General features: G+C 33.6%; 17 protein-coding genes and 1 tRNA gene. 11 read left to right on the forward strand and 7 right to left on the reverse strand.

Translation table 11 applies throughout. The annotated features are described in order from the left end of the window. The first annotated feature begins 59 nt into the window (after positions 1-59). Complete coding sequence (locus ACT3CE_RS10615; protein ID WP_444709755.1) at positions 60-1,727, forward strand: nucleoside kinase; 1,668 nt, start codon at positions 60-62, stop codon at positions 1,725-1,727. A gap of 294 nt (positions 1,728-2,021) precedes the next feature. On the opposite strand, the gene smpB is transcribed toward ACT3CE_RS10615, so the two are convergent. Both smpB and ACT3CE_RS10625 read right to left on the reverse strand, forming a co-directional pair. Beyond that, positions 2,022-2,468, reverse strand: a complete 447-nt coding sequence (gene smpB / locus ACT3CE_RS10620) for an SsrA-binding protein (protein ID WP_444709756.1) — start codon at positions 2,466-2,468, stop codon at positions 2,022-2,024. A gap of 51 nt (positions 2,469-2,519) precedes the next feature. Further along, the gene (locus ACT3CE_RS10625) at positions 2,520-3,092 is read right to left on the reverse strand and encodes a hypothetical protein (RefSeq protein WP_444709757.1); all 573 of its coding nucleotides are present in this window, start codon (positions 3,090-3,092) and stop codon (positions 2,520-2,522) included. 188 nt (positions 3,093-3,280) lie between these two features. Here ACT3CE_RS10625 and miaA point away from each other — a divergent pair, with 188 nt between their 5' ends. Beyond that, positions 3,281-4,195 carry a tRNA (adenosine(37)-N6)-dimethylallyltransferase MiaA gene (gene miaA / locus ACT3CE_RS10630; protein WP_444709758.1) on the forward strand — a complete coding sequence of 305 codons (915 nt, stop codon included), beginning with the start codon at positions 3,281-3,283 and terminating at the stop codon, positions 4,193-4,195. Here the strand turns inward: miaA and ACT3CE_RS10635 are convergent. Beyond that, positions 4,192-4,824 carry a cysteine hydrolase family protein gene (locus ACT3CE_RS10635; RefSeq protein WP_444709759.1) on the reverse strand — a complete coding sequence of 211 codons (633 nt, stop codon included), beginning with the start codon at positions 4,822-4,824 and terminating at the stop codon, positions 4,192-4,194. The two genes, miaA and ACT3CE_RS10635, sit on opposite strands and share 4 nt — an antisense overlap. A 191-nt stretch (positions 4,825-5,015) precedes the next feature. Between ACT3CE_RS10635 and ACT3CE_RS10640 the strand changes: the two genes are divergently transcribed. The 4 genes from ACT3CE_RS10640 (at position 5,016) to ACT3CE_RS10655 (ending at position 11,175) form a co-directional block, all read left to right on the forward strand. Beyond that, positions 5,016-6,083 carry a sensor histidine kinase gene (locus ACT3CE_RS10640; protein WP_444709760.1) on the forward strand — a complete coding sequence of 356 codons (1,068 nt, stop codon included), beginning with the start codon at positions 5,016-5,018 and terminating at the stop codon, positions 6,081-6,083. Between the two features lie 25 nt (positions 6,084-6,108). Next, complete coding sequence (locus ACT3CE_RS10645) at positions 6,109-6,813, forward strand: LytR/AlgR family response regulator transcription factor (RefSeq protein WP_444709761.1); 705 nt, start codon at positions 6,109-6,111, stop codon at positions 6,811-6,813. Between the two features lie 264 nt (positions 6,814-7,077). Further along, complete coding sequence (locus tag ACT3CE_RS10650) at positions 7,078-7,902, forward strand: hypothetical protein (RefSeq protein ID WP_444709762.1); 825 nt, start codon at positions 7,078-7,080, stop codon at positions 7,900-7,902. A 153-nt stretch (positions 7,903-8,055) separates the two neighbouring features. Continuing rightward, positions 8,056-11,175 (forward strand): ATP-binding cassette domain-containing protein, encoded by a 3,120-nt coding sequence (locus tag ACT3CE_RS10655; protein WP_444709763.1) that lies wholly within the window; start codon positions 8,056-8,058, stop codon positions 11,173-11,175. 29 nt (positions 11,176-11,204) lie between these two features. Here ACT3CE_RS10655 and ACT3CE_RS10660 read toward each other — a convergent pair whose 3' ends face one another. The 4 genes from ACT3CE_RS10660 to bcp all read right to left on the reverse strand — a co-directional run bounded on the left by ACT3CE_RS10660 (position 11,205) and on the right by bcp (position 16,324). After that, the gene (locus tag ACT3CE_RS10660; protein ID WP_444709764.1) at positions 11,205-12,152 is read right to left on the reverse strand and encodes a DMT family transporter; all 948 of its coding nucleotides are present in this window, start codon (positions 12,150-12,152) and stop codon (positions 11,205-11,207) included. Between the two features lie 236 nt (positions 12,153-12,388). Beyond that, positions 12,389-14,482 (reverse strand): prolyl oligopeptidase family serine peptidase, encoded by a 2,094-nt coding sequence (locus ACT3CE_RS10665; protein WP_444709765.1) that lies wholly within the window; start codon positions 14,480-14,482, stop codon positions 12,389-12,391. Positions 14,483-14,743: 261 nt separating this feature from the next. Further along, the gene (gene recA / locus ACT3CE_RS10670; protein ID WP_320117132.1) at positions 14,744-15,763 is read right to left on the reverse strand and encodes a recombinase RecA; all 1,020 of its coding nucleotides are present in this window, start codon (positions 15,761-15,763) and stop codon (positions 14,744-14,746) included. A gap of 93 nt (positions 15,764-15,856) precedes the next feature. Next, a complete protein-coding gene (gene bcp / locus ACT3CE_RS10675) occupies positions 15,857-16,324 on the reverse strand; it encodes a thioredoxin-dependent thiol peroxidase (protein ID WP_444709766.1) in 468 nt (155 codons plus the stop codon). A 354-nt stretch (positions 16,325-16,678) separates the two neighbouring features. Between bcp and ACT3CE_RS10680 the strand changes: the two genes are divergently transcribed. From ACT3CE_RS10680 to ACT3CE_RS10700, 5 genes are all read left to right on the forward strand, one after another. Further along, positions 16,679-18,868 (forward strand): SPOR domain-containing protein, encoded by a 2,190-nt coding sequence (locus ACT3CE_RS10680; protein ID WP_444709767.1) that lies wholly within the window; start codon positions 16,679-16,681, stop codon positions 18,866-18,868. Positions 18,869-18,877: 9 nt separating this feature from the next. Continuing rightward, positions 18,878-19,159 (forward strand): ATP-dependent Clp protease adaptor ClpS, encoded by a 282-nt coding sequence (locus tag ACT3CE_RS10685; protein WP_444709768.1) that lies wholly within the window; start codon positions 18,878-18,880, stop codon positions 19,157-19,159. Positions 19,160-19,179: 20 nt separating this feature from the next. Then, positions 19,180-19,644, forward strand: coding sequence for an NfeD family protein (locus tag ACT3CE_RS10690; RefSeq protein ID WP_444709769.1), 465 nt, complete (start codon positions 19,180-19,182; stop codon positions 19,642-19,644). 10 nt (positions 19,645-19,654) lie between these two features. Further along, positions 19,655-20,635 carry a flotillin-like protein FloA gene (floA, locus tag ACT3CE_RS10695; RefSeq protein ID WP_444709770.1) on the forward strand — a complete coding sequence of 327 codons (981 nt, stop codon included), beginning with the start codon at positions 19,655-19,657 and terminating at the stop codon, positions 20,633-20,635. 199 nt (positions 20,636-20,834) lie between these two features. Continuing rightward, positions 20,835-20,923: transfer RNA gene (locus ACT3CE_RS10700), tRNA-Ser, on the forward strand. The last annotated feature ends 133 nt before the right edge of the window (positions 20,924-21,056 follow it).

Below are 21,056 nucleotides of genomic sequence, written 5' to 3' on the forward strand. Positions count from 1 at the left end.
TAATTATTATCTTTAGAAAGATCTCCCGAATTAACGGGAAGCGCTTAAATTTGCGATTAATGGGAAAATTAGTTGATATTTATTTTGAAGATCTTAAAGAAAAAAGATCTTATGCCGTTGGTACGGACCTTCAGGATATTTTAAAGGATGTTAAGCCAAACTTAAAAGGTAAAGTTTTGGGAGCAATGGTAAATAACAAGCTTAAAGAACTTACCTACGAAATATATAAACCCAAAAATATTCGTTTTATTGATCTTACTAATTCTGCGGGCCGACGAATGTATATTCGATCGCTTTCTTTTGTTTTATATAAAGCGGTAAGTGATTTATACCCAGGAGCAGGATTTCGTTTGGAACATTCTGTTTCTAATGGTTTGTATTGTCGGTTAACAGATAAAAATATTATTCTTAGCAAAGATGATGTTGCCAGAATTAAAATTCGAATGCAGGAAATTATTGCTGCAGACATGCCATTTGTTCGGGAAGAAATTGAAACAGAAGAGGCTATTAAGATTTTTGAAAGTCAGGGTCTTCGTGAGAAAACAAGTTTGTTCAGAACTCGTGGAAATTTATATACATCAGTCTATCATTTAGATGGTAATGCCGATTATTTTTATGGATTCTTAGTGCCTTCAACAGGAGTGTTGGAGGTTTTTGATTTGGTGCATTTTTATCGTGGAATGTTATTAATGAGTCCAAAAAGGAATGAGCCTTCGGAAGTGGAAGAATTGGTAACGCAAGAAAAAATGCTGAAAGTGTTTAGTGAATTTAAGCGTTGGGGTAAAGTTCTTAACATTTCTAATATTGGCGATTTAAATAATTATGTAGCCCAAAATAATATTTCTGAGTTAATTAAGATTTCGGAAGCTTTGCACGAGAAAAAAATATCGCAAATAGCCGATAAGGTTCGAAAAAGAAAAAAGCACATTAGGCTAATATTAATTTCGGGACCTTCTTCTTCCGGAAAAACAACATTCGGCAAACGTTTGGCTATTCAGCTAAAAGTTGCAGGTTTAAAACCTGTAAATCTTTCACTCGATAATTATTTTGTAAATCGCGAACATACACCTGTTGATGAGAACGGAGATTACGATTTTGAGGATTTAAAAGCCCTGGATGTAAAATTGTTTAATGAGAATTTGGTAGATCTTCTAGCTGGAAAAGAAATCGAATTGCCAAAATTCTCATTCGAAACAGGTGCACGATATTTCGATGGTGAAAAAATGAAGATTAATGATAAGCAAGTTCTTGTGGTTGAAGGAATTCATGCCTTAAATCCTGAACTTACACCTTTAATTGCCGATGAGGCAAAATTCAGGATTTATATTTCTGCTTTAACATCAATTTCTATTGATGGTCATAATCGAATACCATCTACCGATAATCGATTAATAAGACGAATTGTTCGCGATTATAAATATCGAAACTATAGTGCTCTTGATACAATTAATAGATGGCCTAGCGTTCGCAGAGGAGAGCTGAAAAATATTTTTCCATATCAGGAAGAAGCAGATGTAATGTTTAATTCAGCATTGCCCTACGAGTTGGGTGTGCTAAAAAGATATGCCGAACCAATATTAAAAGAAGTACAACCCAATTGTCCTGAATATGCCGAGGCAAATCGCTTATTAAAGTTTTTCAGTTACTTTTCGCCTATTTCTGATGATGAAATTCCTCCTACATCACTTATGAGAGAATTTTTAGGAGGTAGTGCTTTTGATTATTAGCTGTTAATAACTTTTTAGCTGTTGATATTTAGTCCTGTTACTGCTGTTGATAACTCATCTGGCAGGAATGGGATTTTTTAGTTATTAACACTTGTGATTCACTAAATATAGGGTACTTAAAACTTATTAACAAATTGTCAACATTGTTGATAACTTGTTAATTAACTGTTTAAAACCTTATTTGATAGGAAGGCCCGTTTTTTCCGAAACGGGCTGCAAATATAGAATAAAAAAATGGAGAATTTAAAGCTACTGAGGTAATATTTTTAAGGAAATTTTAGTCGTTTAAGCTAACTATCTCTTCATCATACGATCTATCTCTCTTTTGTGATCGCGTTGCTTTAAACTTTCTCTTTTGTCGTAGTGTTTTTTACCTCGACAAAGTGCAATTTCCATTTTTGCGAAACCTTTATCATTAATAAAAATGCGTAATGGAATAATGGTTAAACCCGATTCTTTCGTTTTTCTATCAAGTTTATTTAATTCTTTGCGGTTTAATAAAAGTTTTCTTTCTCTTTTTTCTTCATGATTGTAGTAAGAGCCAAATTTATATTCGGAAATGTGCATGCCAATAACATACAGTTCATCTTTTGTGAAACTGCAAAATGCGTCAACTAAACTGGCTTTACCAGTACGAATTGATTTTATCTCGGTACCGAACAATTGAATTCCAGCTATGAATTTCTCGATAAATTCATATTCAAAACTGGCTCGCTTATTTTTTATGTTGATTTTTTGCATTGTAGTATCTTAATTTCCCTGCAAATTTAATATTTAAATTGTTACCTCTAGCTAGAAAAGAATGGAAAACATTCTTTCGAAGATAAGAGGAAGTGCTAGAATAAGCAAACTGGCAGTAAATGTAAAGCCTGGTCTTTTGTTATCGGCAATTGGTAACAACGGAGTTGTGCCTAGCCATAAAATACGTATAAAGTAAAGTTCGGAAAGCAGACAAATTTGATTTAGAAATGAATAGGGTGAGAATAAATTTGCCAATCCATGAAAAATACAAAAAACAGAAGCACTATATAAAACCAGTTTAAAAATAATTCCAGATGCAATTTTTAGCTGAAAATTCGGAGTGAGTAGAATGATAATTCTTGCTGCTACGAATAAACCTATGTTTAAAGATAAAAATTCAACAAAAAAACGAGATAAAGTACTCACAATATCATGAGTGTGAATGAATATGCCTACTGCAGATATTATTGAAGATATTGCAATTACAGGAAAAGCAAAGTTCAAAAATAATTTTTCAGGTCTTAATTTTTCATGTGCAATTCTTTCCCATTCACTTTTTGGAGTAAGGAGTAAATTTCGAAGTCGAAAAAAAGAGCTCAGAAGATTTTTTGAATTGTAATTCATTTTTGTTTTATCTTGTTTGGTATATCAAAATTAAGCAAGCTTTTTAAAATTGAAAGTTTGAATTCAAAAAACTTAAAGTAATTTTGTCGATTGAGGTTTTGCAGAGCAGTATTATTATAAAGCTGGCATTCTCCGATTAAAAAAATAGTAATTGTCTGCTTCTTGCAAACATATAAAAAAATATAAAAATGCAATACAATTTATTGGTTGTTTTAGGAGCTACAGCTACCGGAAAAACAAGTCTGGCAGTTAATTTGGCGAAAGAATTCGATGGTGAAATAATAAGTGCCGATTCACGTCAGATTTATAAAGGTATGGATTTGGGAACAGGCAAAGATATTGAAGAATATGTTGTGGATGGTATGCCAATTCCTTACCATTTGATTGATATTGCAGAGGCAGGTTATAAGTATAATGTTTTTGAGTTTCAGCGCGATTTTGTAAAGGCCTTTGAAGACATATCAGCACGAAAAAAAATGCCGGTTGTTTGTGGGGGAACAGGAATGTATCTCGAAGCTGTTTTAAAAGGATATAAGCTTATTGCTGTTCCTAAAGATGAGGCCTTTAGGCTAGAAATGGAAAAAAAGGAAATGTCAGAATTAGAGGCAATTCTTCGTTCATATAAAGAGGTTCACAATACCAGCGATTTGGAAACAAAAAAGCGAGCCATACGAGCCATAGAAATTGAAAGATATTATGCTGCCAATCCAGAAATTGATATGGAGTATCCTAGTATGAATCCATTATTGGTTGGTATAAAATTTGATAGAGAAAGTCGACGTGATAGAATTAGTTTGCGTTTAAAGCAGCGCCTGAAAGAAGGAATGATTGAAGAGGTGCAGGGGCTTTTAAAGTCGGGTGTTTCGGCCGAAAATTTAATTTACTACGGATTAGAGTATAAGTTTTTAACCCAATATGTTACAGGGCAAATTACCTACGATGAAATGTTTTCGGGTTTGGAAATTGCAATTCATCAGTTTGCAAAACGACAAATGACCTGGTTTAGAAAAATGGAAAGAAGCGGCAGTGATATTAAATGGTTAGATGGATATATGCCGCTTGATGAGAAAATTGCTCAGGTTAAGGCGTGGTTTTCTGTTTAAGCAAGATGCTTTTCTAAATCTGTAATTTTAATTCGTTTAACACCTAATTTATCCCATTTTTCGAAGGGTAAAGGAATATTCGGAAGTTCCTTTATGGCATCTTCGATAACATAAACTTCGTAATTTCGTTTTGCCAATCCAATTGCTGCGCAATCGACACAAACATTGGTTGTTACGCCATAAACAAAAACTTTATTAGAGTTTAAAGCTTGTAATATGTTTTCTGTGTTTAAGTTTCCTTCAAATACATCAAAAGCATCTTTCCGAATTACAATGTTTCTATTGGATATAATATTGGAAATTTCGTTCTTGCTGTATGTTTTGTTCCAATGTGCTTCGGCATATTCAGAAGGTTTTGTGGCGGCAATAAAATCTGCACCATTTGTGTTGGCCATGCAATGCTCTGGAAATGTGTTTACAAAATCTGGTTTGTCGGATAATTCTTGTGAATCGGCAAAATGATAATCTGCTGTATTTACAACTCTTATGTTATTTTCTTTTGCAAAATTTGTTAATTGCTTTAGGTTTGTTTCAATTTCTTCGGCTCCGATAGCATATAATTTACCCTGGCTTCTCATAAAATCTATTTGAGTATCAACATTCCAAAACAATATATCTTTTGTAAACATATTTAAGCATTTTAGTTCTTTGTAAAAATACAATCAAGCGAAATATAATCAAAATTATCATAGCCAAAGGTTAATAAGATATCGGATAATAATGCCTTTTTATCATGATTTTGCCAATTCATAACGAATAATTTTCACGAGAAAAGTTTTCTTTTATATCTTAAAAATTGAATTATTCAGAGAACTAATTTATGACTACTATAAAATCCATATCCCGTAATCGGATTGTTTATCATATAATTTTTTGGCTTGTTGCATTTACATTTTGGTTATTTACCATGTTTGTGGCAAGTAATTTTAAGAATATTTTAAAAATTGAACCGGTATTAATGACTCTTGTTTTTAATCTGTGTTTTGCTTTTGCTGTATATTTTAATTTGTTGGTTTTATTGCCATATTTGTTTAAAAGGCAAAGGTTTTTTCTATATGTGATTTCTTTGTTGGGCATTGTTTCTTTAGCTGCTTTTATTATCGATTTTTTATTGGTTTATCCGTTAAGTAATTTTGTGCAGGGCGAGAAATTTTTCGAAGAATTAACTTTTGTTGTGTGGGTTAATTTTGCATTTTTTACCTTGATATATGTTGGAATTACAACTTTTCTTTCGCTTATGCGGGAATGGTTTGTTTTGCAAAAAATATCTACCCAGCTAAAGGATATTGAGAGAGAGAAGCTTGAAGCCGAATTGAAAGCTTTAAAATCTCAAATAAATCCTCATTTTTTATTTAATACATTAAATAATTTATATTCGCTTACTCTCGATAAATCGGATAAAGCTCCTGATTTAGTGCTTAAGTTATCTGATATGATGAGGTATATTCTGTATGAATGCAATGATAGATATGTGTTATTGGAGAAAGAGCTGGATTTTATTCGTAACTATCTTGATTTGCAAAAAATTAGGTTGGATGAGGCAATTCCAGTAAAAATTGAAGTGAAAGGGAATACTGCCCAAAATAAAATAGCACCTCTTTTATTCGAACCTTTAATCGAAAATGCTTTTAAGCACGGAGCTTATGGGAAGAATAATAATGGATTTGTGAATATTCTCTTTAATTTTGAAGAAGCCAACAAAATGGAATTGTTAATAGAAAATAGGTTCGATAAAAGTTGGCCTAATGAAAAAGGTGAGAGTAAGGGAATCGGAATTATGAATGTTAGTCGCCGTTTAGAGTTGTTATATCCCGAAAAACATAGTTTAGATATACAGGAGAAGGGTAGTTTGTTTACCGTGATTCTTAAAATTGATTTATCTAAATAAAAGCAGAATAATTAAAATGATTCTTATGAAGTTAAAATGCTTAATTGTAGATGATGAACCCTTAGCACAGAGAGTGTTGGAGAAATATATTTCTGAGCTTTCAATTTTAGATCTGAAAGGAAAATGTAGCGATGCCATTGAGGCAATGGAAATATTGCAGAATGAAACAATTGATTTGATATTTTTGGATATTAATATGCCCCGATTAAGTGGAATTAACTTTTTAAGATCGTATAAAAATCCACCAATGGTTATTATAACAACGGCTTATACCGAATATGCATTGGAGAGTTATGAGTTAAGTGTTTTAGATTATCTTAAAAAACCATTTTCTTTTGAAAGATTTTTACAAGCTGTTCAAAAGGCTGAAAGTAAGGTGAAAGTTACTGCCGATACCCAGGAAGATACAAAGGAGGAACTTGAGTATATTTTTGTGAAAGCGAATAAAAAGACCATCAATATTAATTTGGATTCTATTTTATATGTTGAGGCCCTGGGTGATTATGTGAAAATTTTTACCAATGAAGGACATATTGTAACTTATCAATCGCTAAAAGGAATAGAGAAGCTTTTGCCATCACAAAAGTTTTACAGAATTCACAAGTCGTATATAGTATCTTTGTCCAGAATAAAATCGATAGAAGGAAATATGGTACATACCGAAAAGGGAACTATTCCAATCGGGAATAATTACAAACAAGGATTCTTTCAAAGAATTCATCCAGTATAATTTATAATCAAGTTTGTGTTTTAAAAAGGGTCGAATTAGGTGTCGGCTTTTTTTTTATATTCTGATAATAAGGCGGTATTAAAGTATTTGTAATTTTAAATTTATTACAACTTTAAATATAATATAGCAATCTATGTTCAAAAGTAAATTGTTAAGTTAGATTGCTGCCGAATATATTGGTAAAATAATGCTTGAGTTTATTCTCTTTTTGTTAAATTTAAACTTGAATAAATTGAATCCGATCAATAATAAATTTTTTAAACTATGAAAAGACGTACAATTTCTCGTTATACCCTTATTCTTTTTGCGCTTGCTATAGGCTTTGTTGCTTGTAAACCAGTTGATAAAAAGAAAGATGGACAAACAGTAAAGCCACTGCTTAAGAAGGCTATTGAAAACGAAGTTAAAGATGTGGTATATCCATTACCAAGCTCATTCGAGTTGGCTTCAATGTTGAATAGAATTGGTGCAGATTATATTTTAGGTTTATCTAATTCTGTAGAGAAAGCAGACAAATATTTTACAGAAAAAGCCAGAGCTTTAAATTTGGGTGTGTACAGTGCCGATTTAAGTTACGCAAGTACTTATAATCGCAAACAGGAAACCATGTTGTTTTTAAAAGCTTCTAAATCATTAATCGATAATTTAGAAATTACCAGTGCTTTTAATAGTACTTTAGTTGAGGATGTCGAAAAAAATCTGGACGATAAAGATCAATTGGTAAAAGTTATCACAAACTCTTTTTATGATACTTATGAGTTTTTAAACAAGAATGGAAAAGCAAATTTATCTCTTCTTGTTGTAAGTGGTAGTTTCATTGAAGGTTTGTATGTAGCAACTCATATTTCTGAGAATACGTATGCAAACCCTGAGATTGTTAAGGTTATATTCGACCAAAAAGAATCTTTAGAAAGATTGCTTAAAGTACTTGAGCCGGAAAAACAAGATGAAAATATTGCAGCTTTAATTTCTGATTTTACAGAGTTGAAAACTAGCTATGATAAAATTGTAGATGGTACAATGACTGAAGATCAGTTAAATGAAATCATTACAAGCGTTGGTAAAATTAGAAAAAGCATTGTAGAGTAGTAGTACCTGCAATAATACAATATAGAAACTGTCTTCATTATGGAGACAGTTTTTTTTATGTAAATAATCGGGATTTCGCTTTCTTTTTGTTAAGAAATTAATTGTATTTTTAAGAATAGTTCAAACTTAGAATAATAAATTTTTCACATATAAATGGGAGAATCGATACTAAATGCTCTAATGCATCTTTTTGCAATTGTTGCCAGTTCTAAAGAAGAAGGTATTTCTGGGAAAGGAAAAGTAATTGTAGAAAGTTTTCTTAGTCGCTATGTAAAAGCAGATATACAGGATGAATATTTACGTTTATTTGAAAACTACTTTGAATTTTATCGTCGCGAAATAGAGTATCAATCTATTTCTGGTTCCCGTAATACCGAAATTCTTACTCTTGCCGAAGCATCGAAGGTGTGCTCGAAAATAAAAGTAGAGCTGGTACAGGAAGAGCGTTTAATTGTATTACTTCGTTTACTCGAATTTGTATATGAAGATAAGTTGGTAAGCGAAAGTGAATTTGAGTTTATTAGTATTGTTGCCGAAAATTTTAAAATTTCCCGTTCCGAGTTTATTAACAGTTTATCTTTTGTTTGGGGCGATACCATGGATGAGTTCGATAAGAGCAAGTTCCTGATTATAGATAATAAAATTACAGAATGGTCAGAGAATCTTTCCTGGTTTATGAAAAAAGAAACTAAAAAAGATACGAATGATTTTAAACATCTTTATTGCGAAAATCTGTATGGCCGAATTGTTGTTATGTATATTGAGAGTGTTAACCTTTTGGTATTTAAGTACGAGGGTGAGTTAAATCTTTATCTTGAAGGGAACAAGATAATCTCAGAAAAAACATATCAGCTTAGTAATGGCTCAATTATTAAAGGACCCAATATTCAATCTATTTATTACTCCGATATTGCCGGTAGATTTTTGAAAGAGGAATCGCAGCAAAAAATAATATTTACAGCTAAAGATGTTGAGTTTAAATTTAAAAACTCAAATAATGGAATTCAGAAATTTAATATTTGTGAAGAAAGTGGGCAGTTAATTGGAATTATGGGCGGTAGCGGTGTAGGTAAATCTACTTTGCTAAATGTGTTGAATGGAAATCTTACATTAAATAATGGAGAGATTAGAATAAATGATTTTGAAATACACAGAAACCGGCTTGCAGTTCAGGGCTTAATAGGTTTTGTTCCACAAGACGATTTGTTGATTGAGGAATTATCTGTTTTTCAGAATTTATATTACAATGCGAAGCTCTGTTTTAAGGATTTTTCGGAAATCCAGATTCTGAAAACTGTTCTGAAAATGCTTCAGGACTTAGATTTGTATGAAGCCCGCGATTTAAAAGTTGGTAATCCTTTAAATAAATTTATTAGTGGCGGACAGAGAAAAAGATTAAATATTGGTTTGGAGCTGATGCGCGAGCCGGCAATTCTGCTTGTTGATGAGCCAACTTCGGGATTATCGTCGACCGATTCGGAAATGGTGATGAGGCTCTTAAAACAGCAAACTCTAAAAGGAAAATTGGTGATCGTAAATATTCATCAGCCATCATCCGATATTTTTAAAATGTTCGATAAGCTTTGGATTTTGGATAAAGGTGGATATCCAATTTATACTGGAAATCCAATTGATGCAATTGTTTATTTTAAAACTCAAAATTCCCAGGTAAATGCTTCTGAGAGTGAGTGTGTGGCCTGTGGTAATGTGAATCCTGATCAGGTTTTGCAAATTGTTGAAACCAAATTAATCGATGATCAGGGAAAACCGACAAGAGAAAGGCGTGTGAAGCCTGCCGAATGGTATCAAAAATATTTGGATAATATTGAGGCGAATCAGATAGTATTGCGACCAGAAAAAAAATTACCCCAGAACGATTTTAAGATTCCGGGAAGGCTAAAGCAATTTTCTATTTTTTGGACTCGTAATGTGCTCTCGAAATTAACAAATAAGCAGTATTTAATTATTAATCTTTTTGAGGCTCCACTTTTGGCTATTATTTTGGGGTATTTTACAAAATATACTGCTGATGGCAATTATCTTTTTGGTGAGAATAAGAATTTTCCGGTTTTCTTGTTTATGGCAGTTGTGGTTTCTATGTTTATTGGATTAACCGTTAGTGCCGAAGAAATTATACGCGATAAAAAACTATTACAAAGAGAGAAATTTTTGAATTTGTGCAGAATTAGTTACCTCTCGTCTAAAATTATGTTTTTGTTTGTTTTGTCGGCAATACAATCCATTACTTTCGTGATATTAGGCAATTTTATTCTCGGAATCGAAGGCATGACTTTTACATATTGGTTTGTACTTTTTACTACTTCGTGCTTTTCGAATATGATTGGCCTAAATATTTCCTCGGGTTTAAATTCGGTAATTACCATTTATATTTTAATTCCCTTAATTCTGGTACCTCAACTTTTACTGGGGGGTGCAATGATTAAATTTGATGATTTGCATTACGGAGTAACCGATAAAGTTTATGTGCCAATTGTTGGTGATTTTATGACTACTCGCTGGACTTATGAGGCACTGGCTGTTGCTCAGTTTAAGAATAATGAGTTCGAAAAGCATTTTTTCGATTATGAGAAAGGAATAAGTGATGCAGCATTTAAAACTTCTTTTTTGATTCCTAAATTAGAGTCGGTATTGTTAGAATGTGAACGTAGTATTGAGTTCGAGAAAGATGAAAATGAACTTAATGCTTATTTTAAAATGCTAAGGTCGGAAATACAAGAAATGGCGGATGATGCTGGTGTTGAGGTGATTTATGATTTGCAGAAGTTAAATAGTAAAGATTTTAACTTAAATGTGGCAGAGCAAACCAAAAGTTTTTTAGATCAGGTTGGTTTGTATTATTTAGGACTGAGCAGCGAATCGGGTTATAAAAAAGATTTTGAATATTCCCGATTGGTTGATTCGCTTGGCAGAGATGGAGTTTATCAGTTTAAACAGGCTTATTATAATCAGGCTTTAGCCGATTTAGTTCTGAATAGAAACGAAGTAAATAAGATGATAGAGGTTGATTACCAGTTGATTCAAAAGAAAGATCCAATATTTATGTCGCCCGATTCTAAATTTGGACGATCTCACTTTTATTCTCATGTAAAGCGCATTGGAAACTTTTATATCGATACCTATTGGTTTAATTTGGCAGTAGTGTGGTTAGGAACAGTTTTTCTATTCCTAACACTATGGGCAGATGTATTGCGCCGCATGATGAACTACTTCGAGAATATAAAGTTGGTGCGCCGAGAGAAAAAGAGAAAATAAGATCAATTACTATAAATTCTTGTAATAAATTAACTTTTTGTAAGTATGGTTTTCGTTTGAGAAGTTGATGAATTATTAATTGCTCTCCGATTAAAATAGTTAACTAGTAATAAGCTACAGGCAATTACAATCATTCCGCCAATTGAAAGGGCATCGGGATGTTCGCCAGGCAAAATGGACCAGCTTAGAAATGCGCCAAAAATTGGAATAATAAATTTCCATGTATTTAAATTGGAAACTTTAACTCCTGGGCGTTGCAAAAGGCCAAACCAAATGGTAATAGCAAAAGCCGAAACCATAGCTAGCCATCCTAAGGAAATAAAATATTCGGCAGGGAAATTAAAGTGCCAGGGTGGTGATTCAACAGGAATAGAAATTAATAGAAGGCAAGCACCACCAATAATCATCGAGAAGGATGCCAGTACTCGTGGAGGCATGTTTTTAGCATCGCGCGAAACGATAACATTACCTGTGCTACCCACAATATTATTCAAAATTAAAATTCCTACACCAAGAGGAATTGTGGTAGACAATACAAAATCGGATCGCCCAAGACTTATGATGCATACTCCAGTCATACCTAAAATAATAGCCATGATTTTTTGCCAGCTCATTTTGTCATTGTTTAGCATAAAGTGAGCCATGATAGCTGCGAAAAGAGGCTGTGCACCAATTAGCATTGCTCCTAAAGCTCCCGGAACATAGCTAATTCCGGTATAAAATAATCCGTAAAGTAAGGTGGTTTGTAAAAGAGCAACCCATAATACAAATTTCCATCGTTTTTTCGATTCTAAAATTTTGTATTTTAAGTCTTTAATAAAAGGCAGGATTAAAATGCCCGATATAAAAAAGCGGAGTCCGGCAAATTGTAAGGGAGTGGTGTATTTCAATCCAATTTTAATTGCTGTAAATGGTGTTGCCCATAAAAGGCAGGCAAAAATTGCCATTACTGTGGTTGATAAGAAGAATTTCTTCATTTGATGATTAAAAATTTTTCTCAAACTTAGGGAAAAAAGAGGAGAATATATTACGAATACGTAATTAGGAATTCTATTTCAGAATCTCATGTTTTGTTGGAAAAATAGAATTCGTCTTTTTATTTTTCATTTGTTATTTTTTATATTAAAAAAATCCCTGCCAAATTAAGAACTGTAGTTCAAAATTGACAGGGATTATTTCTATTGTATTGAATCTAAAATTTTAGATCTTAAATTTATTTTTTCAACCATTTATCTAACCAACTGGCAAATTCGCGTTGCCATAAAATTCCGTTCTGAACACCAAGTACCCAGTGGTTTTCTTCAGGAAAGTATAGGTATTTGGCAGGAATTCCTCTAAGTCGTGCAGCATTAAATGCCTGCATACCCTGCGAAGCCACAATGCGATAGTCTTTCTCTCCATGAATAATCATTATTGGAGTATCCCATTTGTCAACAAATTTATGTGGTGAGTTTGCATAAGAACGTTGAGCAATTTTATTTGACTTATCCCAGAAAGCTCCGCCTAAATCCCAGTTCACAAACCACATTTCTTCTGTTTCCAGATATTGTGCTTCAAGATTAAACATTCCATCGTGTGCAATAAATGCTTTAAAGCGTTTGTTGTGGTTACCAGCTAACCAGTAAGCGGAGAATCCACCATAGGAAGCACCTACACAGCCTAAACGATTTTCGTCAACATATTTTTCAGCTTTTACATTATCGATAGCCGAAAGGTAATCTTTCATGTTTTGACCGCCATAATCGCCCGATATTTGTTCGCACCATTCTTTTCCAAATCCGGGTAAGCCTCTGCGGTTTGGAGCTACAATAACATAGTCGTTGGCAGCCATCATCTGAAAATTCCAACGATAACTCCAAAATTGAGAAACTGTTCCTTGTGGTCCGCCCTGACAATAAAGAAGAGCAGGATACTTCTTGTTCTTGTCGAAATGCGGAGGCTTAATTACCCATACCAGCATTTGTTTGTTATCGGTAGTTTTTACCCATCGTTTTTCAACGCTAGCAAGGCTCAGTTGATCTAAGATGTGTTTATTAATAAAAGATATTTCTGTTGCTTCGCCCGATTTTGCATCTACATTATACAATTCGGCAGGTTTACTCATCGATACTCTTTTAGCAATTAGCTTATCACCAATAGGATAAACAGACTGGTAATTATGAACACCTTCTGTAATTTTATGGATCTTAGCATCGGCAATATCTATGCGGTAAATTTCATCGGTTGCATGCCAGTCAGAGATAAAATAGATCGATTTACTATCTTTTGTCCAGCTAAGATGTCCCACATTTTGATCGAATCCTTTGGTCATGTATTTTTTCTCGCCTGTTGATAGGTTTAAAAGGAATAATCTAATTTGATCGGCTTCGTATCCTTCGCGTTCCATACTTTCCCAGGCCATATATTTTCCGTCGGGAGAGAAAGCAATGTTTTGGTCGTATCCCATCATGCCTTCAGTTTTGTTGATGGTTTCGCCATTTTCTACATTGTAGAAGTAAATATCCGTATTGGTTGATGTTGCATAAGCAACACCTTGCTTTTTACGAGAAGAGTAGGCAATGTTTTTTCCATCAACAGTCCATCCAACCTGTTCCATTCCGCCCCATGGACGAACAGGGGCTTCCCATTTTTCACCTTTCATAATGTCCTTGCCATCTTTTAGCATGCTTTCGCGATTAAAATCAGCAACGAAAAGATGAGTATAAGTTTCTACCCAGTGATCCCAGTGACGATAGAATTCGTCTTGAATTACTCTGGCATCAGCTTTTTGTAGATCCGGATGTCTATCCTGAACATTTTCTTCTAGTTTTACCTCTTTAGAATAAACAATTTTTGATTCGTCAGGAGAGAATTTAAAATCATTAATTCCACCGTCGATATTGGTTAGCTGTTTGCGATCAGTTCCATCGGCATTCATTTCCCAAATTTGAACCGATCCGCTTTGGGCAGATAGAAAAGCAATTTTACCATCTTTAGTCCAGCGTTCGCCCCATTCTTTACTTTTTGTATTGGTAATTTGAACAGCATTGCCACCAGCAACTGGCACGGTGTATAAATCGCGATACGATTTATTTTCTTCCTTATTAAAGTAAGTTACTCCATAAAGAACCGTTTTTTCGTCGGGCGAGATACTTTCTCCTCCCATACGACCAAAGGACCATAAAACTTCAGGAGTCATGATGTCCGACTCAAGTTTTGTTTCTGGTGTTTTGTAGGACGAATCGTCATTTGATTCTGTAGCTGTGCTTTGACATGAAGTCATGCCGGTAATAATAGCCAATCCTAACAAAAGGTGTTTGTTTTTCATGATTATAGGAATTTGTTGTGTTAATTATTTTCGATGTGTAAATGTAGTGAACAATTATGAATTACGTTTTTTTTAGATGCAGATCTTTATGGTTTAATAAGATAAATATGATAATGTCAGTCTATATTGGGTGTTATTTATTTAGGTAATCTAAATTATAATTGCTTATTATATGCTCACATGGTAAGAGTAAATTTAGATGCTATCATAAAAAAAGACCCTCGCTTAGCGAGAGTCTCATTATATGATGTTCTATAAAAATTATTTAGCAGGATTGTTAATTGCATCAATAATTTTGTTTTCTAATTCTTCAGATAATTCAGGATTGTCGCTGATTAGTTTTTTAACAGCTTCGCGACCTTGACCTAATTTAGTTTCGCCATACGAGAACCATGAACCTGATTTTTTAATGATATTGTATTCAACACCTAAATCAATAATTTCACCAGTTTTAGAAATACCTTCTCCATACATGATATCAAATTCAGCTTTACGAAATGGAGGTGCAACTTTATTTTTCACAACTTTAACACGAGTGTGGTTACCTCTAACTTCGTCGCCATCTTTAATTTGTCCAATTCTTCTGATATCTAAACGAACTGAAGCGTAAAATTTCAAAGCATTACCACCAGTTGTAGTTTCTGGGTTACCAAACATTACCCCAATTTTTTCACGCAATTGGTTAATGAAAATACAAGTTGTATTTGTTTTGTTGATATTACCAGTAAGTTTACGCAAAGCCTGAGACATTAAACGAGCTTGAAGACCCATTTTTGAATCTCCCATTTCGCCTTCAATTTCAGCTTTTGGAGTTAAGGCGGCTACCGAGTCAATTACAACCAAATCAATAGCTGATGAACGAATTAGCTGATCGGCAATTTCAAGAGCTTGTTCACCGTTGTCTGGTTGAGAAATTAATAGATTTTCAGTATCGACACCTAATTTTTCTGCATAAAAACGATCGAAAGCATGCTCTGCATCAATAATGGCACAAATACCACCAGCTTTTTGTGCTTCGGCAATTGCGTGAATTGCCAATGTTGTTTTACCCGACGATTCAGGACCATATATCTCAACAATTCTTCCTTTAGGAAATCCTCCAATACCCAAAGCCATATTCAGAGAGATAGAGCCTGATGAAATAGCAGGAAGGTCTTCTACAGCTTCGTCGCCCATTTTCATAATAGCACCTTTACCGTAGGTTTTGTCAATTTTTTCCATTGTAAGCTGAAGTGCTTTCAGCTTTTCTTTGTTAATTTCAGCAATATCTTTTGCAGCCATAATATGTGTTTAAATTTTTTTTCAATTAAGCTTATAACTATCTGCTTACAGTTCACAGCAATTAATATGTTGCTGTTAGCTGACCGCTGATTGCTATTTTAATCCCAATTCAGTTAATATCTGATTGGTGTGATCTTTTGTTTTTACCTTTGAAAAGATTTTCTCAATAATTCCATCTTCAGAAATAATAAAGGTAGTTCGCAATACACCCATATATGTTTTACCATATAATTTTTTCTCTCCCCAAGTTCCGTAAGCCTCCAGAATTTCTTTTTCGGTATCGGCAATAAGGTTAAATGCCAAATTATGCTTGGCAATGAATTTTTGGTGCGATGCAATCTTATCTGGACTTACTCCTAAAACTTCAAATCCTGCTTTTGTAAGCGAATCGTAGTTTTCATTCAAATTGCATGATTCGGCAGTGCATCCAGGAGTATTATCTTTTGGATAAAAGTAAAGAATTAACTTCTTGCCTTTAAAATCGGAAAGACTTAATTGCTTTTCGTCTTGATTTAATCCTTTAAACTCGGGAGCTTTACCTCCTTCTTTTAAGTGTGTCATTTGATAGAAAATTAGAATTACAAATATACCTTTATCCTGATAGCGGAGCGAATTTTCGACGGTAAAATTATCAACTTATGAAGTTAAAAAAAATTGTAGCAAAACATTTTATTTTGATTCTTTTTTTTCTGATAAATATTATATTTTGTTAATTTTATTGCAAGTGTTGTTATTTGTACTTACACTTAATATATTATCTTTGTTATAAAAAAATTACTATATTAACTTTTTATATCTCCTGTACTATGTTATGAGTTTGTGTAAAAAGAATTCATTTAAAAGTTAGAGGGGAATAAATGTATTGTTGATTTGGATTTTTTTATCAAAAAAATCTGTAAGCAAGAAATTTAACCTATGAATAAAACTATGAGATTACGCAGTAGTTTGCTAATAATCGCTCTGTTTATTGCCCAAATATTATTTGCCCAAAGCTTTAGCGGAGGAAAAACTGAACAGCAGATAGAAGAGGAAGCATTTGCTTTTTTCGATTCTGAAAATTACCAAAAAGCACTTCCATTATATGGGGAGCTAATAAATGTATATCCTCAGGATCCCGAGTATAACTATTATTTAGGTGTTTGCCAGGTTGAATTAAATGATAATATATCTGAGGCTATCTCACATTTAAAAATTGCTTCAACAAGAAATGTTAATGCTTCGGTACCTTATTTCTTAGGTCGAGCCTTTCACATGAATTATCAATTTAATTCTGCCATACGTTACTACCGAAAATTTCGAGAATATTACAAGAAAAAATCAACTGGAATTGATCAGTTAATTGTAATGTGTCAAAATGGGTTGCCTCTTGTTAATTCTTATTATGTTGTTGATTTAAAAGAGAAAAAAACGGTTGGCAAAAATGAATTTTTCAGACACTATAAGCTTGAAGGATTTGATGATAGATTATCCAAAAAAACCAAATCAATTAAATCGCGTTACGATGGTACTGGCGATAGAGATGTTGCGAGTTTAGCTAAAAAAGGTCAGTTTATATATTTCTCTAGTTTTGGAAAAAATAAAAAGAATGGGCGAGACCTATATCGAGCAAAACGATTAAAAAATGGAGGTTGGGGAGATTGGGAGTCACTTACAGCTTTAAATACTGAGTTTGATGAAGTATTCCCTTATATGGCAGCCGATGGTAGAACCTTATATTTTTGTTCGCAAGGTCATACAAGTATGGGTGGATTTGATATTTTTAAATCGGTTTACAATGAAATTACAAATACCTGGACAGAACCCGAGAATCTGGGTTTTCCAATAAATTCATCATCTAACGATTTATTTTTTGCTACCGATCATAATGATGAATATGCATGCTTTGCTTCGAGTCGTGAAAATGGAAAAAATGAGCTTACAGTATATCGAATTAAACTCTCGGAATATCCAGAACAAAAAGTGGTTATGAATCCCGACCAATTGGTTGACTTGGCTATTTTAAAACCTATAACTAAAAGCAATAGTTTTGAGTCTACTCCTAAGAATGAGAAAATAAAGTATAGTATGAAGTTTAAGGAGGGGAGTTTTCCTTACTTTAATTTTGCGGTGTCCGACAAATTATCTTATCATTATCTTACTGAGTTTAAATCGAAAGAGGCTCGTAACTTTTTTATAGAGACTAAAAATGACGAATTTAATTCGGATAGTTTGCGACTTGTTACCGAGAATTATAGAGGAAAACTTAGTTCTTTATCTGGAGATGCAAAAACAAATTTAAGCAAGCAAATTGCTTTGTTGGAACAAGCTTCCTTTAAAATGGAAAATCAGGCAAAAGAGAAATTAAATCAGGCAAGAAAAATTGAATCGGATTATTTAAATAAACATATTGTTGGGACTGTTGAAACTGATGTTGTGGCAACAGGTAATCAATTGAAATTGATCAAGACATCAGAACAATTACCTGAAAAAGCAATCGTAAACTCTACTGTAATGGAAACAGGCTATGTTTACCATTTGCAAGTTGGAGTATTCTCAAGCAAGAGAGGACGAAGTTTCTTTTCAGGATTAAATCCTTTGAAAGAAGAGTTGGTGTCGAATGGGAAACTGTACAAATATATGGTGGGCGATTATTCTTCATTTGCTAAAGCAAAAGATGCAATTCCTGAAATCAGGCAATTGTTCCCTAATGCATTTGTTGTAGCATATAAAAATGGCAAAAAGACCAATTTAAGTGCTGCAATTAAAGTTACCGATCAGAATTATCAAGCAAGTCCGGTTGTTAAAGCACCAAAGTCTGCTGCAAAAAAATCCAATATAAAAAAATCAGGAGAAATTTCGTTTAGAGTCCAGGTAGGTGCATTTTCGGAGAATGTAACACAGGATGTGAAAGATAAATTAAAGGCTTTCTCGAAATATGCTATCGCTTATACAAAAGACTATAGAGGATATACAATTTGTACTGTTGGTAATTTTGATTCTTATAGTAAAGTGAGTAAATTGAAAATGGAATTAAGAGAAGCCGGTTTAAGCGATGCATTTACAGTTGCTTTTTCGGGAACAGACAAAATTACCATTCAACAGGCACTTGAAATATTGCGTCAATAGAGAAGAAATATGTGTAATTGCGATAAGAAATATTCAAATAAAGAGAGCGATGTTTTAAGTGACAGACTAAATCGCAATACACTTTTATTACACAATGATGATTTTCATACTTTCGATTTTGTTGTAGATGCTTTAGTAGAGGTTTGTGATCATGATGCAGGACAGGCCGAACAATGTGCCTATATTACACACTACAAAGGAAAGTGTGATGTGAAAAAAGGGAGAATGAGTATAATAAGGCCAATGAGAGATCGCTTAGTAGAAATGGGCCTGAAAGTTACTATTGTATAATTGTTAATTGATTTTATTAGATGACTGCCTTAATTATTGTTTTGCTTATTGTATTGGGAGTGCTACTATTACTTCTTGAATTTTTAGTGATTCCAGGAATTACTTTGGCTGCTCTTGGGGGTGTTTTAATGATTACAGGAGGAATTTATCTTTCTTACGATCATTATGGAAATACAATTGGGCATCTTACCGTTTTAGCAACAATTATTTTTTGCACTTTATCTTTACTATTAGCTTTAAAATCGAATACCTGGAATAAGATAATGCTTAAAACCGAGCTTAACTCGAAAGTTGAGAAACTGGAAGCAGAAAAAGTTAATGTGGGAGATCAAGGTATTTGTGTATCTCGTTTAGCACCCATGGGTAAGATAAAATTGAAAAAAAAAATAGTGGAAGCAAAATCTACAGGAGTTTATATTGATGAGAAAACAAAAGTAGAAGTTGTTGGCATTTTAGATAAAATAGTAATTGTAAAACCTATATAAAACTATTCAAATGGAAGGAATTGGTACAATAGTTCTAATTTTTGCTGCTGTTGGAGTGGGAATTTATATTCTCTTCTTCTTTATTCCAGTTGCATTGTGGTTCTCGGCTCTGTTATCGGGAGTAAGAATTTCGCTAATACAACTTGTGTTTATGCGTTGGCGTAAAGTTCCGCCAAATGTAATTGTAAGTGCATTAATAGAGGGTACAAAAGCAGGATTGGTATTAAATCGGGATGATTTAGAAGCTCACTACCTGGCTGGAGGTCACGTAGCTCAGGTAACTCACGCTTTGGTTTCAGCATCTAAAGCTAATATAGAATTACCATTTCAAATGGCTACAGCAATCGATTTGGCTGGTCGTGATGTGTATGAAGCGGTTCAGATGAGCGTTATTCCAAAGGTAATTAATACGCCTCCTGTGACAGCAGTTTCTAAAGATGGTATTCAGTTAATTGCAAAGGCCAGAGTAACGGTTCGTGCGAATATTCGCCAGTTGGTTGGTGGTGCAGGTGAAGAAACAGTATTGGCCAGAGTTGGTGAAGGGATAGTATCATCAATTGGTTCGAATGAATCGCATAAAGCAGTTTTGGAAAATCCGGATTATATTTCTCGAGTAGTTTTGGAAAAAGGTTTGGATGCAGGTACGGCTTTCGAAATTCTTTCAATTGATATTGCTGATATTGATATAGGAAAAAATATTGGTGCAGTACTTCAAACCGATCAGGCTGAGGCTGACTTAAAAATCGCCCAGGCAAAGGCTGAGGAACGAAGAGCAATGGCTGTGGCATCGGAACAAGAAAATAAAGCATTGGCTCAGGAAATGCGAGCTAAAGTTATTGAGGCGGAAGCCGAAGTTCCAAGAGCAATGGCCGAAGCTTTTAGAAATGGACAATTAGGAATAATGGATTATTATCGAATGAAAAATATCGAAGCCGATACCAACATGAGAGATAATATTGCAAATCCTAAAGATAAAGGGAAGAAAAAATAATTAAAATACACCTGAAAAAGCGGTCGAAAAGGGAAGAAAAACCTTTTCGGCTTTTTTTTTGAAAAAAAATAAAAAAAAATTAATTCAGAATCTCGCTGATTTATAATTTACTATAATAACACAAGTAAAATTCTTTAGCTATTGCTGAATAAATATTTTGCAGATGTGAAATATTTACATACTTTTGCTACCGCAATACGGAGAGGTGGGTGAGTGGCTGAAACCACCAGTTTGCTAAACTGGCGTACTGAGCAATTGGTACCGGGGGTTCGAATCCCCCTCTCTCCGCTAAGTTTTTCAATAATAATTGAAACTTGGAGCTTGAGGACTTGTTGAGTAATGAATGATTCGAACCGGGGTTCGTAACATGTTCATGACGAGTGTAACGAGGAGTAATCCCCCTCTCTCCGCAAAATTTTCG

Source organism: Marinifilum sp. RC60d5 (assembly GCF_052400665.1).
Classification (GTDB): domain Bacteria; phylum Bacteroidota; class Bacteroidia; order Bacteroidales; family Marinifilaceae; genus JBQTGK01.